Here is a 16,049-nt window from a genome sequence, read left to right on the forward strand (position 1 = left end):
CTTTTTTATTTGCAGGAAATCTGATTATGCTAATAAAAAACCCTTTAGCCCACGCGGTTACATTAAGCCTCTGTTTATCATTACCCGCACAAGCATTACCCTCTCTATCTCATGAAACTTTCGGCGATATTTATCTTTTTGAAAATGAACTACCTAATACCCTTATTACTTCAAATAATAATCAATTATCGCTAAGCAAACAGCATGCTAAAGACGGTGAAAAATCACTACAATGGCAATATCAACCACAAGCAACATTAACGCTAAATAATATTGTTAATTACCAAGATGATAAAAATACAGCAACTCCACTCACTTTTATGATGTGGATTTATAATGAAAAACCTCAATCTTCCCCATTAACGTTCGCATTTAAACAAAATAATAAAATTGCACTAAGTTTTAATACTGAACTTAATTTTACGGGATGGCGAGGTATTGCTGTTCCTTTTCGTGATATGAAAGGCTCTGCAACAGGTCAATTTGAACAATTGGTGATCACTGCCCCAAACCAAGCCGGAACACTCTTTTTTGATCAAATAATGATGAGCGTACCGTTAGACAATCGTTGGGCTGTTCCTGACTATCAAACACCTTACGTAAATAACGCAGTAAACACGATGGTTAGTAAAAACTGGAGTGCGTTATTGATGTACGATCAAATGTTTCAAGCTCATTACCCCACTTTAAACTTCGATACTGAATTTCGCGATGATCAAATAGAAATGACTTCGATTTATCAGCGTTTTGAGCATTATCAGGGAATTGATAGTGATAAAAAAATCACCTCTGACATGCTCAATAAAAATTTAGCACTTTGGGAAAAATTAGAATTAACGCAACACGCTGATGGATCAATCACAGGAAGAGCACTTGATCACCCTAACCGACAGAATTTTATGAAAGTCGAAGGTGTATTTAGTGAGGAGACTAAAAAAGCATTACTTGATACCAATATACTAAGAGATGTAGGTAAAACGCTTCTTCAAACTGCTATTTATTTGCGTAGTAATTCATTATCAACGACTGATAGGCAAAAATTAGAAGATCGTTATTTATTAGGCACTCGTTACGTTCTCGAACAAGGTTTTACACGTGGTAGTGGTTATCAAATTATTACTCATGTTGGTTATCAAACCAGAGAACTTTTTGACGCATGGTTTATTGGCCGTCATATTCTCGCAAAAAATAACCTTCTAGCGCCCACTCAACAGGCCATGATGTGGTACAACGCTACAGGGCGAATTTTTGAAAAAGATAATGAAATCGTTGATACAAATGTCGATATTCTCAATACTCAATTGCAATGGATGATAAAAAGTTTATTGATGCTACCTGATTATCAGCAACGTCAACAAGCCTTAGCACAACTGCAAAATTGGTTAAGTAAAACGATACTAAGCTCAAAAGGTGTTGCTGGCGGTTTCAAATCTGACGGTTCTATTTTTCATCATTCACAACATTACCCTGCTTATGCGAAAGACGCATTTGGTGGTTTAGCGCCCAGTATTTATGCGTTAAGTGATTCACCTTTTCGCTTAACTACTTCAGCACATGAACGTTTAAAAGATGTTTTGTTAAAAATGCGGATCTACACCAAAGAGGCACAAATTCCTGTGGTATTAAGTGGTCGTCACCCAACTGGATTGCATAAAATAGGGATCGCTCCATTTAAATGGATGGCATTAGCAGGAACACCAGATGGTAAACAAAAGTTAGATACCACATTATCCGCCGCTTATGCAAAATTAGACAACAAAACGCATTTTGAAGATATTAAAGCTGAAAGTGAACCGGTTGGTGCATGGGCAATGAATTATGCATCAATGGCAATACAACGAAGAGCATCGACTCAATCACCGCAACAAAGCTGGCTCGCCATAGCGCGTGGTTTTAGCCGTTATCTTGTTGGTAATGAAAGCTATGAAAATAACAACCGTTATGGTCGTTATTTACAATATGGACAATTAGAAATTATTCCAGCTGATTTAACTCAATCAGGGTTTAGTCATGCTGGATGGGATTGGAATAGATATCCAGGTACAACAACTATTCATCTTCCCTATAACGAACTTGAAGCAAAACTTAGTCAATTACCTGCTGCCGGTATTGAAGAAATGTTGCTTTCAACAGAAAGTTACTCTGGTGCAAATACACTTAATAATAACAGTATGTTTGCCATGAAATTACATGGTCACAGTAAATATCAACAACAAAGCTTAAGAGCTAATAAATCCTATTTCTTATTTGATAATAGAGTTATCGCTTTAGGCTCTGGTATTGAAAATAACGATAAACAACATACAACCGAAACAACGCTATTCCAGTTTGCCGTTCCTAAATTACAGTCAGTGATAATTAATGGTAAAAAGGTGAATCAATTAGATACTCAATTAACCTTAAATAATGCAGATACTTTAATTGATCCTGCTGGAAACTTATATAAGCTCACCAAAGGACAAACTGTAAAATTTAGTTATCAAAAACAACATTCGCTTGATGACAGAAATTCAGAACCAACAGAACAATTATTTGCAACAGCCGTTATTTCTCATGGTAACGCGCCTAGTAATGCAACTTATGAGTATGCGATAGCGATTGAATCTCAAGATAATAAATCCCCCGAATACACAGTATTACAACATAATAATCAACTTCATGCGGTAAAAGATAAATTAACCCAAGAGGAGGGATATGCTTTTTTTGAAGCCACCCAGTTAGATTCAGCGAATGCAACATTATTATCCAGTGATGCACCGGTTATGGTCATGGCTAAAACACAAAATCAGCAATTAACATTAAGTATTGTTAACCCTGATTTAAATTTATATCAAGGTATAGAAAAAGATCAAATTGATCATAAAGGTGATCAAATTGAGGTCAGTGTTTATTCTCGAGATTGGCTTACAGCAGAATCTCAACCAATAAACAGCACTATTACCGTAAAAGGAATATGGAAATTAGCAACACCTCAAGCCGGTGTTATTATTAAGCATCACAATAACAACACTCTTATTTCGACAACAACAATACAGGCAGCACCTATTGTTATTAATCTAGTTAAGTATAATTCATAAAATTTAAACTAAAGAGTCTCGATATGAAACATCGAGACTCTTTTATTATTAAAAGATATTAACGAATTAATTAGTTATTTAAAATAACCAGAAGAAATCGATAACTTTATTATTAATAATAAATGTGTTGTCTCATTTAAATAATTTGTTATTCTCTGCGCGGGTGCTTGGATCAATCTGGTTCAAGCATATCGCAAGCACCAGAAAGAGAAAAGCCCCGGATAATATATTCATATTAACCGAGGCGGACTCAAAAACAGACAATTTGATTCTGCCTCCATTTTTAACGGAGTGCAAGAGGAAATGAAAAAATATTCTTTAATCGGACTAGTGATCGTGACGATGATATTACCAACTCACGTATTATTAGAGCGTAAATATCTTATTTACTCATACCAAACAATGGATATTTAATTATTCAGGTTAATATAGCTTTCACTTTATATTAATCTTGTGGGGGAGCATTCCCCCACAGTTTCCGTCTTCAATTATTGTGTGTTTATCTCAGCACCCAAATTTAGAATAAGAGGTAACAGATTATTGTTACCTCTTACTCTATTAACCACACCAGTTAACGAATCAATTAATTATTTAAAATAGCAAAACAAATCGATAAATTTATTATTAATAATAAATGTGTTGTCTCATTTAAATAATTTGTTATTCTCTGCGCGGGTGCTTGGATCAATCTGGTTCAAGCATATCGCAAGCACCAGAAAGAGAAAAGCCCCGATTACGTTATTCAACATTAACCGAGGCCAAATCTTACCCAACAATTTGATTTTGCCTCTATCTTTATCGGAGTGCAAGAGGAAATGAAAAAATATTCTTTAATCGGGCTAGTGATCGTGACGATGATATTACCAAGTCATGTATTATTAGAGCGTAAATATCTTATTTACGTATACCAAATAATGGATATTTAATTATTCAGGTTAATATAGCTTTCACTTTATATTAATTTTGTGGGGGAGCATTCCCCCACAGTTTCCTTTTTCAATTATTGTGTGTTTATCTCAGCACCCAATTTTAGAATAAGAGGTAACAGATTATTGTTACCTCTTACTCTATTAACCACACCAGTTAACGAATCAATTAATTATTTAAAATAGCAAAACAAATCGATAAATTTATTATTAATAATAAATGTGTTGTCTCATTTAAATAATTTGTTATTCTCTGCGCGGGTGCTTGGATCAATCTGGTTCAAGCATATCGCAAGCACCAGAAAGAGAAAAGCCCCGGATAATATATTCATATTAACCGAGGCGGACTCAAAAACAGACAATTTGATTCTGCCTCCATTTTTAACGGAGTGCAAGAGGAAATGAAAAAATATTCTTTAATCGGACTAGTGATCGTGACGATGATATTACCAACTCACGTATTATTAGAGCGTAAATATCTTATTTACGCATACCAAATAATGGATATTTAATTATTCAGGTTAATATAGCTTTCACTTTATATTAATTTTGTGGGGGAGCATTCCCCCACAGTTTCCTTTTTAAATTATTGTGTGTTTATCTCAGCACCCAATTTTAGAGTAAGAGGTAACAGATTATTGTTACCTCTTACTCTATTAACCACACCAGTTAACGAATCAATTAATTATTTAAAATAGCAAAACAAATCGATAAATTTATTATTAATAATAAATGTGTTGTGCTAGATGATTATTTTGTTATTCTCTGCACGGGAGCTTGGATCAATCTGGTTCAAACATATCGCAAGCACCAGAAAGAGAAAAGCCCCGGAAAATATATTCATATTAACCGAGGCGGACTCAAACATACACAATTTGATTCTGCCTCCATTTTTAACGGAGTGCAAGAGGAAATGAAAAAATATTCTTTAATCGGACTAGTGATCGTGACGATGATATTACCAACTCACGTATTATTAGAGCGTAAATATCTTATTTACTCATACCAAACAATGGATATTTAATTATTCAGGTTAATATAGTTTTTACTTTATATTAACCTTGTGGGGGAGCATTCCCCCACAGTTTCCTTTTTAAATTATTGTGTGTTTATCTCAGCACCCAAATTTAGAATAAGAGGTAACAAATTATTTTTACCTCTTATTCTATTAACCACACCAGTTAATGAATCAATTAATTATTTAAAACAGAAAAAACAAATCGATAATTTTATTATTAATAATAAATGTGTTGTCTCATTTAAATAATTTGTTATTCTCTGCGCGGGTGCTTGGATCAATCTGGTTCAAGCATATCGCAAGCACCAGAAAGAGAAAAGCCCCGGAAAATATATTCATATTAACCGAGGCGGACTCAAACACAAACAATTTGATTTTGCCTCCATTTTTAACGGAGTGCAAGAGGAAATGAAAAAATATTCTTTAATCGGGCTAGTGATCGTGACAATGATATTACCAAGTCATGTATTATTAGAGCGTAAATATCTTATTTACTCATACCAAACAATGGATATTTAATTATTCAGGTTAATATAGCTTTCACTTTATATTAATTTTGTGGGGGAGCATTCCCCCACAGTTTCTTTTTTCAATTATTGTGTGTTTATCTCAGCACCCAAATTTATAATAAGAGGTAACAGATCAGCGTTACCTCTTATTATATTAAAAATAAAAAAGCCGACCTTATTTTTTGGTCGGCATCCTAGATAGGAAAATATTGCGCGGAAGGCATGTGAAGCGCAAGAAAAACAACAAAGCGTCAATATCAAAGCGCTAGCAATTTTACAAAAGATTTAAAACTTCACTTCCTGCCAATAAATAAGCACCAGCACCATAATCCATATTATGTTCAAACTTCACTTCACGAGGGTTAAATGCCGGAAGTTGAACCCAACCTATCATGCCATTGTCATGAATACAGGTTTGTAATGCTGACCATGCTCTATTTAATGCAGGAAAATACACATCTTTCTCTAATACTCCCTGATTAATTCCCCATGCTAATCCGTAACAAAATAGCGCTGTTGCTGAACTTTCTGGTGCAGGAAAATTATCAGGATCGAGTAAACTTGTTCGCCAAAAACCATCTTCATGTTGATAATCTAGGATGGATGTCGCTAATTCTTTAAACAGTGCAATATAACGCTCACGATCATGATAATCATCAGGCATATATTTTAAAATACGCGGTATCGAAGCTAAGACCCAACCGATACCACGGCTCCAAAATACTTTTTCACCATTAGCTTCGCGTAATTCATTACCTTGACCATCAGGAATATAGCGATGATCACGGAAGATAAGCCCTGTTTCAGGATCACGTAAATGGTCAATCGCATCCCAATAAGCTGTGTGCATATAATCTAAATAACGTCGCTCATTGGTAATTTCAGCTAATGCAGCAAAGCCTGGAGGCGACATAAAGAGTGCATCACACCACCACCAATCCTCACGACCGCGTTTTGGCTCATTAAGCATAATATCAAACGCTTTGATTGTTGGTTCAACCACTTCAGATTGTTCAAAAAGCGGGCTAATAGCCAGATAAGCTTGTGCACAAACATGATCATCTGCAAAACGTGCGTTGGGGCCTGTTCTAAACCCAGTATGTAAAGTGTAATTCAACACACCATTGAGATACTCTTCATCTTGTGTTGCCTGCCATGCTGCACTTACACAACTCCATAAAACACCACGTTCCCAGTCGGTATCTTTAATAAAACGGGTTTTACCACTACGGCGACGAACACTGCGAACTTGATTAGCCGATTGATAACGATACACTCGCTTCATGTTTTTTAATACAAGCTCTCTTTGCAAAGTATCTGTATTAGCGTGTTCCATCCTATTTCTCCATGAAATTAACGAGCTAACCAACCACCATCAACCGCAATGGTGTATCCATTAACATAATCACTGGCTTTAGACGCTAAGAAAATAGCAGGACCTGCAACATCTTCGGGAACACCCCAGCGCCCTAACGGAATTCTCTCTAAAATAGCCGCATTACGTGCATCATCAGCACGTAGGGCTGCAGTGTTATCTGTTGCCATATAACCAGGAGCAATTGCATTGACATTAATATTGTATTGAGATAATTCCGTTGCCAATGCACGGGTTAATCCCATGACTGCAGATTTACTTGCTGTGTAGGAAGGTACTCGAATACCTCCTTGATAAGAGAGCATAGAAGCAATATTAATTATCTTTCCACCGTCACCTTGTTTTACAAATTGGCGAGCTACTTTTTGAGATAAAAAAAACAATGTTTTCTGATTAATATCAATCACATCATCCCAATCTTTTTCACTAAATTCTAAAAGGTCTTCTCGACGAATAATCCCTGCATTATTCACCAAAATATCAATACGTCCCATAACAGAAACAGCTTCATCCACCAGCGCTTGTAACCCATCTTGTTTCATTAAATTTTGTGTAATGTAATGAAAACGACGACCTAATGCTTCCACTTGCTGACGAGTTTCAGGCGCATCTTGAATGCCCACCCCCACAATATCTGCGCCCGCTTTGGCTAAACCAATAGCCATACCTTGGCCTAAACCTGTATTACAACCAGTGACAATAGCAATCTTGCCATTTAAATCGAATAAATTCATAGCAGTAACCTCTCAGGTGTGGCTTTATTGCCACACCTTTTTTATAAGTAGGGTAAGAAGAAAATGTAACTATTTGTGGTTATTTCAGATCTTTCATTGCCACATGATCCATATCGTGGAAGACTTGATTTTCACCAACCATTCCCCAAATAAAGGTATAAGATGCAGAGCCTACACCTGAGTGAATTGACCAGCTAGGGCTGATGACGGCTTGTTCATTGCGAACAACCAAATGACGAGTTTCCGTTGGTTCTCCCATATAATGGAACACCACGTTATCATCTTTCATATCAAAATAGAGATACACTTCCATGCGACGCTCATGAGTATGGCAAGGCATGGTATTCCATAAACTACCTGGTTCAAGAACCGTCATCCCCATGGATAATTGGCACGTTGGCAGAACTGAAGGGTGTAAGAATTTATAAATAGTACGAACATTACAATTTTCTGCATTACCAATTTTTTCTGGTGATGCTTGTTGCTGCGTTATTTTGCGTGTTGGATAAGTATGATGAGCTGGCGCACAGTTCATATAAAAACGAGCTGGAGTTTCCATATTATCACTCATAAACTCAACACTTTTAGCCCCCATTCCAATATAAATGGCTTCACGAGGACCAATATCAAATACTTCTCCATCAACAACCACTTTACCAGCGCCACCAATATTAATGGCACCTAACTCACGTCTTTCTAAAAAGAAATCAACGCCTAAGGCTTTACCCGCCATTAATGCTAAAGGCTGTGTTGTAGGAACAATACCGCCAACAATAATACGATCTATATGGCTATAAGTGAGATTCATTTCCCCTTCACAGAATAGGTTCTCTATCAGAAACTCCTTGCGAAGTCCTTCTGTATCAAGCCGTTTAGCATGTTCACTATGAATTGGCTGACGAATTTCCATTATAAATACCTCATTTTTACTGATGGGTGCATAACTGAAAAGCTATACATTTTCCCCGGATACAGAGTAAATATGATTTCCTCTGATGAATGTATCGGTGAGATGAAAACACTCATCCACCACAGCAAAGCTGGCTTGTTGCCCTACTTTGATATAACCCAATTTGTCGCCGATACCGAGATACTCAGCTGGGATCGCAGTCGCCATTTGTACAGCTTCCCACTCAGGTATGTGCGCAAGTTGCACCATATTTCGCAATGCACTATCTAAGCTACAGGTACTCCCAGCCAAAGAGCCATCTGCTGTTTTGGCCTGGCCTTGAGTAACACTCACTGTTTGAGCACCCAACGTATAATCACCATCAGGCAACCCACCTGCACGCATGCAATCTGTAATTAACGCGAGTTGTTGGTAACCTTTCATGCGATACGCTAATTGCATCATCACGGGATGAACGTGAATGCCATCGGCAATCAATTCTGCTAATACATCGTGATATAACACGGCACCACAACATCCAGGCTCACGGTGATGAAGTCCCGTCATACCGTTATACAAATGCACACCACAATCAGCTCCATGTAAAAAAGCATCTGAAGTTTGCTCGTAAGTTGCCGCTGTATGCGCCACACTTGGTTTAATACCTCGATTGACCAACCAATCAATCGCTTCTATTGAACCTTGTGCTTCTGGCGCAACAGCGACACGCAATAATGTGTCACCTGCACTTTCAAGCAGTGTTTCTAACTCTGATATTGTTGGTGCTTTTAGATATTTCACTGGGTGAGAGCCTCGATGGCGTTCGGTAAAATAAGGCCCTTCTAAAAAACTCCCAAGCAACAACGCACCGGACGTTTGTGGCTTTGATAAAAACTCACGTACTTGTGATAATGCGAGGCGAATATCATCTATAGGCGCAGTAACTGTTGTACCAACCCACGCTACAACGCCTGTTTTCACTAAAGCATCAGCAATGGTTTGCAACCCTTGTTCAGTCGCATCCATGACATCTGCACCTTCACGACCATGAATATGGATATCCACAAAACCGGGTAATAATGATTTCCCTTTTAGGCGAATAATGGGGCAATCTGTTGGTGCTTGCGAAGTGATCGATTCAATGACATCGCCCCTAACACAGACATAACAGAGATAACGAATTCCTTCAGGCGTAAACGTTCTATCTGCCAAAATGGCGTATCGCTGACTCATAAGCCGTCTTCTTCATCAGTATCATTGCTGTCTATTTGAGCCAATTGCTCACGAATATCTTGAATACTGTCTTGACCTATTTCGCGTAACGTTTGCACTAACTCTGACGTTGAACATCCTTCTCGTTCAAAGGCCGCATTAACAATCATCGGTAGATTCACACCCGCTAACACTTCAACAGCAGGGTTCTGCATCATAATGGCCATTGCCCTATTACAAGGGGTTCCACCGGGTAAATCTGTTAAGAATAGATATTGCTGACATGACATTGAGTTAATCGCTTCACGCATTTTTTCTTCAAGTTCATCAGGAGAAATTGACTCAACAAAATCGATAAATGCGATATCTTCTTGCTCGCCAGCAATCGCTTTTACGGCTGATGCCATACCTGAAGCAAAATTAAGATGTCCTGAAACAATAAGACCTATCATGAGTGTGACTCCTTGCGGGCAACAGAAGACTCTCCTGCCCGTTTATAGCAAGTTAATAATGTATTTCGATTGACGATAACGACGGTGGTAAAGGCTCTCTGTTATAAGAATCCTAATACGTGGCCGACAACACCAAATGCAAGAGTTGAGAAAATCAATACCGGAGGTTTTCCCCAAAAGCCGGTGCTTTTTACCATTTTGTACATCAGGAAAACTAAGCACAGAGGCAGTAAATTCGGCATGATTTTGTCAAAGAGCGCGCTTTGCAATTCGACCACCTTTCCTCCCAGCTCTAACGAGGCGGTGGTTTGCACCTTGATAAAGGTCGCGGAGAGCGCCCCAATGACAAAGATCCCCATAATATTGGCGGCTTTAGCCAGTTTTTCAGTGGCATCACTCATATTGACCATCGCAGCAGTTCCCGCGCGATAACCCATAAACATCAGCCCGAAATACACTAAAAAGTGCACAATTTGATATAAAAAGAAGAAAACAAAAGGTCCCGCAATCGAGCCTTCCATTGCAATAGATGCGCCCAATGCTAATGTAAGTGGCATTAAGGTCATATGATCGATAGCGTCACCAATGCCCCCTGTTGGCCCCATTCCTGCTACTTTCATCACGTTAACAGTTGATGGTTTTTCTTTGTTTTCTTCCATTGCAACAGCTGTACCTAATAAAAAGGTAAACAGCTTAGGACTGGCATTAAAAAATTGCAGATGGTTTTTCAGTGATGTTGCATAATCGCGTTTATTATTCCCGTGGATCTTCTTTAGTGCCGGAATAATTGAGAAGGCAAATCCACCGCCTTGCATACGTTCAAAGTTAAAGTTACCTTCCATAAATAACCCTCGGAACGCACACTTCCAAAGATCACCTTTAGTGATAACTTTTCTGACCGTAGTATCTTGGTACTCATCAATGCCATCAATCAAAGAACCCGTTTCTGGTTTATCTTGTGTTTTCAATGCAGTGCTGTTATCAGATACCATCTTCGAAATCCTCATTTTGCTGACTTGTATTTTTGTTATTACCGCTAAAGAAGAAGTAGAGTGCAGCGGCTGATGCGCCTAAAATAGCGACCGCCATAATTGGGAGTTTTAAATAGGTTGTCATCACGAAACCAATGAAGAACACACCAGCAACTTCTTTTGACCACATGATTTTCAACAACATTGCGAAACCAATAGCCGGAACCATCTTCGCGCCAATACCTAGACCTTCAAGCAACACTTTCGGGGTATTATCATCAATCCACTGGGCCGCATGTTCACCGAAATAGACCGTTACGAAGGCAACTAATGCGTAGAGTAATGAACGTACTATAATCGTGATAATCAGTAGCCGTGACACACCACCAGCATCGGCTCTTTCTGCGTATCTATCGGCTTTTCCCATAGTGAACGCAGTCATTGCAAAGAAGCCAATCACCAACATTTGCATTAACACCGCAATTGGCATACCAATACCCATAGCAACTTCAGGTGATTGATTTGTCATTACTGCAAAAGCAACCGCAGCAATAGTGCCTAATGTTACATCTGGTGGCTGAGCACCAGCGTTAGGAACAAGTCCTAACCAAGCAAGTTCTAATGTTGCCCCTGCAATCAATCCAACCTGCATATCGCCCATAATCAGCCCGACAACAGGCCCTGTAATTAATGGACGATGGATATTTAATGCAACGTCATACTTATCTATACCGCAAAAGAAGGCCCATAAAGCCACTAAAGAAGCTTCAAAAATCATAAATAATCCTCAAACCTGCTAATGCAGGTTTTTTTATTCAGAAATTTATCAAGCAGATGCGAGTGTTAATACATCAACAGGTGTCTGATCGGGAGTGTTTTGAATTGTGCAAGTTACCCCATTTGCAACAAGGCGTTTAAATGCATCAATATCGGTTTCATCAACGGATACTGTTTTTGCAATTTGGCGTTTCCCTTCATGAAAATGCATATTGCCAACATTGCAGTGAGTAATGGGCACGCCACCTTCCACTAAACGGGCAACATCTTTCGGGTTATTACACAACACAAAAATTTTCTGACGAGGTGATGCTTTGCTAATAACATCAATGGTTTTTTGAATAGAGAAGAAGCGAACAGCATATTCACCACCTGCTGATGCTTTCATTCCAGCTTGCATGAATGCGGCGTTTGGGCCTTCTGCTGCGTCATCATTAGCCACTAAAATCAGGTTTGCTTCTGTATGTTTTCCCCATGTAATGCGGATTTGACCATGGAGTAAACGTTCATCAATGCGGGTCCAGACAATATTCGGTGTGTTCATGATTAGCTCTCTTATTATATTTTATTAATTTAAAGCAGACTGTGTGTCGTCTTTTTTGTATGAGAACGGATAAATAGTGACGCCTTGTACAACACGATTGATTTCTCCTGTTGGAGACGGGTTATCAGGCGTATTCCCTAGTGCAATGGAACTGTGAAATGCGAATGATTGCGCCAACATCAAGTAAGGGAACAATAGCGCCACATCAGAACAGTTCTCTAACGCAGGAATATAAACAAAACTCTCAGGCGAAAAAGCTTTATCATTTCGTGCGGTGATCGCGATCACCTTGCCTGATGCATTATCGTGAATAACCTCTCGTAATAAGTCAGTCTCATATTGACGTGTATAAGGATCATTAGAGAAAAACATCACCACTAAAGTTTCTTTATTTACGATAGACTTAGGCCCATGTCGAAAACCTAATGGAGTATCAAAGCTCGCAACCACTTTACCCGCTGTAAGCTCTAACATTTTCAACGCAGCTTCTTGCGCTAAACCTTGCAATCCACCACTTCCTAGATAAATAACCCGTTTAAACTTACCCGCGTATTTATCCCGAATAATTTGATTCGCTTTATTAAACTGTGCTTTATAGTGACTAAAAAAAGGTGCAATAGAATCACTAAAGACGTTATCTCCTAAAAAGATAGTCACTGCAGCCATCATCATGGATGAAAAGCTAGAAGTCATTGCTAAAGAACGGTCATTGGATTCTTCAGGCATCAACAATGCCAATGCTCTACTATTATTTTGGCAATACTGATAAAGCTTGCCATTTGCATTACATGTCAGTACTAAGTGATGACACTGAGATAGACATTCAGTCGCAACATCTAACGCCGCCACACTTTCAGGGCTATTCCCTGAACGCGCAAAAGAAATTAATAACGTTGGGATGTCTTCTGCTAAATATTCTTGTGGATCAGCCACTAAATCGGTTGTTGCAATCGCATCTACTCGACGTTTTGTATGGCCACTTAAAATAGGGGCTAATGCTTTTCCAGCAAATGCGGACGTACCAGCACCTGTTAAAATAATTCGTGCATGAGGCGCTGCGAGCGCTTTATCTAAGAAGGCTTCAATATCAGCACGTTTCTCTTTTACTGATTGCCATGTTTTCTTCCAACATTCTGGTTGTTGCTCAATTTCTTTCGCAGTCCAAAATGCATTCAGTTGCTCTAATTTAGCGGTCTGATAGCTTAAATATTCCATGGTTTCCCTCAATTAATGGACATAGCAGGCATCGGCATACACCGATAACACGTCACGAATTTTCGCAATAACAAAAGATTCAGGGGAGCCGTCAATCATGCCCTCTCTAAATTGGGTAAATTGATAAGGCAGATATTGACTCAGTAACGGCAGTGGAATTGGTTTAACGGATAAGTTATCCATTAGCGTATCTATAGCGGCATTAATTTCAGCATCAGGCCAGTAATAGCGAATACGATCACTAAAACTATACACTCGAGCAAAGGCTTGTTGACGCTCATCACCGTGATAATATTTTTGCCAAAATCCAGGCTCACGGCACATCAGTTGTTCCATCTTTTCACGCAATTTAGAGCACTGTTCTTGCGGAAATAAAGTCTCTTCAATGGCACAAAGTGCGTATAAACCCTCACGCATAGCAAACGTTAGTGCAGGCCCAACTTTTAAAATTGCAAAATGATCGTGAACTAATTGTTTATAAGCCTCTTTGGTTTGATAGTCCGTTGAGTGAGCTTCGAAAACAAGATGAGAATAATCATTTACGACTTGGCTTAATGCTTGTGCTTCTTCTGGTTGGTAGTCGATGATACCTGTATGATCAAACTCGACTCCCGGTTGAACCACCAAACCAATAACACGTTCCCAACAATCACCGACACCAGCATGTTGAAAAGCTTGGCGATGACATTCTAAGGTTTTACGTGCAGCATCAGGTGAAGTCACTTCAACCGTATCAAGCTCTTCAGCGGCACCGCCCGGGACAGGCACTTCTGTGCCAACAACATAAACAATATCACTCGAGCCAAAAGTCTCTTTTGCTGTATTTTCTGCAATAACAGCAAGGCGTGCTGCACGAGATGCCACAATTTCATCGGTTAAAGGAACGGGATCGTCAGCACAAGACATACTGCAATCAAGGTGGATTTTTTTGAAACCTGCGGCAACATAATGTGCAATCAACACATCTGCATTCGCCATCGCTTCTTCAGCGTTTAGATGTTGCCAACGATTAGGCCCTAAATGGTCGCCACCAAGAATAAGCTTCTCGATAGGAAAGCTGACATTTTTAGCCTGTTCAATAACATATTGGTAAAAGTCAGCGGGAGTCATTCCTGTATAACCACCAAACTGATCAACCTGATTAGAGGTGGCTTCAATTAGCAGAAAGGAATCATTATCCAGCGCTTGTAATAGAGCTGCTTCTATTACTAAAGGATGGGCAGAACAAACAGAATAAATACCATTCTGTTTGCCTGATTTGTGTAGCTGAACAATCTTTTCTAAAGGATGCATTAAATACTAACTCCATAATCAACACCGGCGGTGTTGCTAATGGAGTTAGCAAATTACGATGCCTTATCGTCGACGATAATCACTTCGATTTTGTGATCTTTCAGTTCCTGAATATATTCTTCAGGGATACCTGAATCGGTCACTAATATATCAATATCACCAAACTCTCTGATCATATGACAGCTGCGTTTACTGAATTTCGTAGAATCGGCAACCGCAATAATCGTTTCTGAGATATCACACATTAAACGGTTAAGACTAGCTTCCTGTTCATTGTGTGTAGTAATACCAACACGTAAATCGAATCCGTCAACACCTAGAAAAACCTTATCAAAACGGTAATTTCTAAGGCTATTTTCAGCTTGTGAGCCTGAAAAAGACAACGCACTTTTTCGCAATACACCACCGGTCATTAATACTTCCACACCTGAGGTATTTGCTAACTCCATTGCGACATCCAGACCGTTAGTCATGACCACTACATTTTCGCGCGACTTTAAATGTGTCGCGATTTCGCGAGTAGTTGTCCCCGAGTCAAGAATGACGGTGTCTCCATCCTTTATCAGCGTTGCGGCTGCTTTCCCGATTAATGTTTTTATGCCCGCATTTTGTCCACGTTTTTCGTGGATACTCAATTCGGCAATAAATCCTGTGTTAGGAATTGCTGCACCATGAGAGCGAACGATATAACCATTTTTTTCAAGAAAGCTTAGATCGCTGCGGATAGTGACACTTGAGACTTTAAATAATTCAGCGAGATCTTCGACTCTGGCTTTACCTTGCTGGTTTACCATATCGAGGATTTCCATACGCCTCTCAACTGCCGCTTTCACTTTCGTCTCCTTACGAAACCAAAATACTTTCTTTCGATTGATTTCGAATGTAGTTTACTACGCCAATTTTAACCGACAATGCAAAAAAACAAAACTTTTGATCTCTTTCACAAAGTTTCGATTCATCATCGAATGCTTACGATTATTTTCGTGTCATTTCAATGATAGCCTTCAGGCCATCAGTTTCCAATAAATAAAATGATATAACGCAACACTATACTTAT

General features: G+C 38.9%; 12 protein-coding genes. 1 reads left to right on the forward strand and 11 read right to left on the reverse strand.

Translation table 11 applies throughout. The features are described 5' to 3' along the window. Positions 1 to 26 precede the first annotated feature (26 nt). The gene (locus tag LG402_RS15185; protein WP_227335858.1) at positions 27 to 3,077 is read left to right on the forward strand and encodes a chondroitinase family polysaccharide lyase; all 3,051 of its coding nucleotides are present in this window, start codon (positions 27 to 29) and stop codon (positions 3,075 to 3,077) included. A gap of 2,727 nt (positions 3,078 to 5,804) precedes the next feature. On the opposite strand, the gene LG402_RS15190 is transcribed toward LG402_RS15185, so the two are convergent. From LG402_RS15190 to agaR, 11 genes are all read right to left on the reverse strand, one after another. Then, positions 5,805 to 6,866, reverse strand: a complete 1,062-nt coding sequence (locus LG402_RS15190) for a glycoside hydrolase family 105 protein (protein ID WP_227335859.1) — start codon at positions 6,864 to 6,866, stop codon at positions 5,805 to 5,807. A gap of 17 nt (positions 6,867 to 6,883) precedes the next feature. Further along, a complete protein-coding gene (gene kduD, locus LG402_RS15195) occupies positions 6,884 to 7,639 on the reverse strand; it encodes a 2-dehydro-3-deoxy-D-gluconate 5-dehydrogenase KduD (protein ID WP_109407513.1) in 756 nt (251 codons plus the stop codon). Between the two features lie 79 nt (positions 7,640 to 7,718). After that, positions 7,719 to 8,549 carry a 5-dehydro-4-deoxy-D-glucuronate isomerase gene (gene kduI, locus LG402_RS15200; RefSeq protein ID WP_109407514.1) on the reverse strand — a complete coding sequence of 277 codons (831 nt, stop codon included), beginning with the start codon at positions 8,547 to 8,549 and terminating at the stop codon, positions 7,719 to 7,721. A 42-nt stretch (positions 8,550 to 8,591) separates the two neighbouring features. Further along, positions 8,592 to 9,761 (reverse strand): N-acetylglucosamine-6-phosphate deacetylase, encoded by a 1,170-nt coding sequence (gene nagA / locus LG402_RS15205; RefSeq protein ID WP_210813055.1) that lies wholly within the window; start codon positions 9,759 to 9,761, stop codon positions 8,592 to 8,594. Next, complete coding sequence (gene agaF, locus LG402_RS15210; RefSeq protein ID WP_109407516.1) at positions 9,758 to 10,192, reverse strand: PTS galactosamine/N-acetylgalactosamine transporter subunit IIA; 435 nt, start codon at positions 10,190 to 10,192, stop codon at positions 9,758 to 9,760. The genes nagA and agaF overlap by 4 nt, the downstream gene beginning before the upstream one ends. A gap of 101 nt (positions 10,193 to 10,293) precedes the next feature. Beyond that, positions 10,294 to 11,184 (reverse strand): PTS system mannose/fructose/sorbose family transporter subunit IID, encoded by an 891-nt coding sequence (locus LG402_RS15215; RefSeq protein ID WP_072069318.1) that lies wholly within the window; start codon positions 11,182 to 11,184, stop codon positions 10,294 to 10,296. Further along, positions 11,174 to 11,941 carry a PTS N-acetylgalactosamine transporter subunit IIC gene (gene agaW / locus LG402_RS15220; RefSeq protein ID WP_069367637.1) on the reverse strand — a complete coding sequence of 256 codons (768 nt, stop codon included), beginning with the start codon at positions 11,939 to 11,941 and terminating at the stop codon, positions 11,174 to 11,176. The genes LG402_RS15215 and agaW overlap by 11 nt, the downstream gene beginning before the upstream one ends. A gap of 48 nt (positions 11,942 to 11,989) precedes the next feature. After that, on the reverse strand, positions 11,990 to 12,484 hold the full coding sequence (gene agaV / locus LG402_RS15225) for a PTS N-acetylgalactosamine transporter subunit IIB (protein WP_072069319.1): 495 nt from the start codon (positions 12,482 to 12,484) through the stop codon (positions 11,990 to 11,992). Positions 12,485 to 12,508: 24 nt separating this feature from the next. Continuing rightward, a complete protein-coding gene (locus tag LG402_RS15230) occupies positions 12,509 to 13,699 on the reverse strand; it encodes an SIS domain-containing protein (protein WP_210813054.1) in 1,191 nt (396 codons plus the stop codon). A gap of 12 nt (positions 13,700 to 13,711) precedes the next feature. Then, the gene (gene kbaZ, locus LG402_RS15235; protein ID WP_166540617.1) at positions 13,712 to 14,992 is read right to left on the reverse strand and encodes a tagatose-bisphosphate aldolase subunit KbaZ; all 1,281 of its coding nucleotides are present in this window, start codon (positions 14,990 to 14,992) and stop codon (positions 13,712 to 13,714) included. A 53-nt stretch (positions 14,993 to 15,045) separates the two neighbouring features. Continuing rightward, positions 15,046 to 15,825 carry a transcriptional repressor AgaR gene (gene agaR, locus LG402_RS15240; protein ID WP_036912386.1) on the reverse strand — a complete coding sequence of 260 codons (780 nt, stop codon included), beginning with the start codon at positions 15,823 to 15,825 and terminating at the stop codon, positions 15,046 to 15,048. Positions 15,826 to 16,049: the final 224 nt, after the last annotated feature.

This window comes from Proteus sp. NMG38-2 (assembly GCF_020640995.1).
Classification (GTDB): domain Bacteria; phylum Pseudomonadota; class Gammaproteobacteria; order Enterobacterales; family Enterobacteriaceae; genus Proteus.

What these genes read in the sequence shown, in the direction of transcription:
- agaF (WP_109407516.1), bottom strand. Translation starts at nt 10,192, where the DNA reads ATGATAGGTCTTATTGTTTCAGGACATCTTAATTTTGCTTCAGGTATG.
- LG402_RS15230 (WP_210813054.1), bottom strand. Translation starts at nt 13,699, where the DNA reads ATGGAATATTTAAGCTATCAGACCGCTAAATTAGAGCAACTGAATGCA.
- LG402_RS15190 (WP_227335859.1), bottom strand. Translation starts at nt 6,866, where the DNA reads ATGGAACACGCTAATACAGATACTTTGCAAAGAGAGCTTGTATTAAAA.
- kduD (WP_109407513.1), bottom strand. Translation starts at nt 7,639, where the DNA reads ATGAATTTATTCGATTTAAATGGCAAGATTGCTATTGTCACTGGTTGT.
- agaV (WP_072069319.1), bottom strand. Translation starts at nt 12,484, where the DNA reads ATGAACACACCGAATATTGTCTGGACCCGCATTGATGAACGTTTACTC.
- LG402_RS15215 (WP_072069318.1), bottom strand. Translation starts at nt 11,184, where the DNA reads ATGGTATCTGATAACAGCACTGCATTGAAAACACAAGATAAACCAGAA.
- LG402_RS15185 (WP_227335858.1), top strand. Translation starts at nt 27, where the DNA reads ATGCTAATAAAAAACCCTTTAGCCCACGCGGTTACATTAAGCCTCTGT.
- kbaZ (WP_166540617.1), bottom strand. Translation starts at nt 14,992, where the DNA reads ATGCATCCTTTAGAAAAGATTGTTCAGCTACACAAATCAGGCAAACAG.
- kduI (WP_109407514.1), bottom strand. Translation starts at nt 8,549, where the DNA reads ATGGAAATTCGTCAGCCAATTCATAGTGAACATGCTAAACGGCTTGAT.
- nagA (WP_210813055.1), bottom strand. Translation starts at nt 9,761, where the DNA reads ATGAGTCAGCGATACGCCATTTTGGCAGATAGAACGTTTACGCCTGAA.
- agaW (WP_069367637.1), bottom strand. Translation starts at nt 11,941, where the DNA reads ATGATTTTTGAAGCTTCTTTAGTGGCTTTATGGGCCTTCTTTTGCGGT.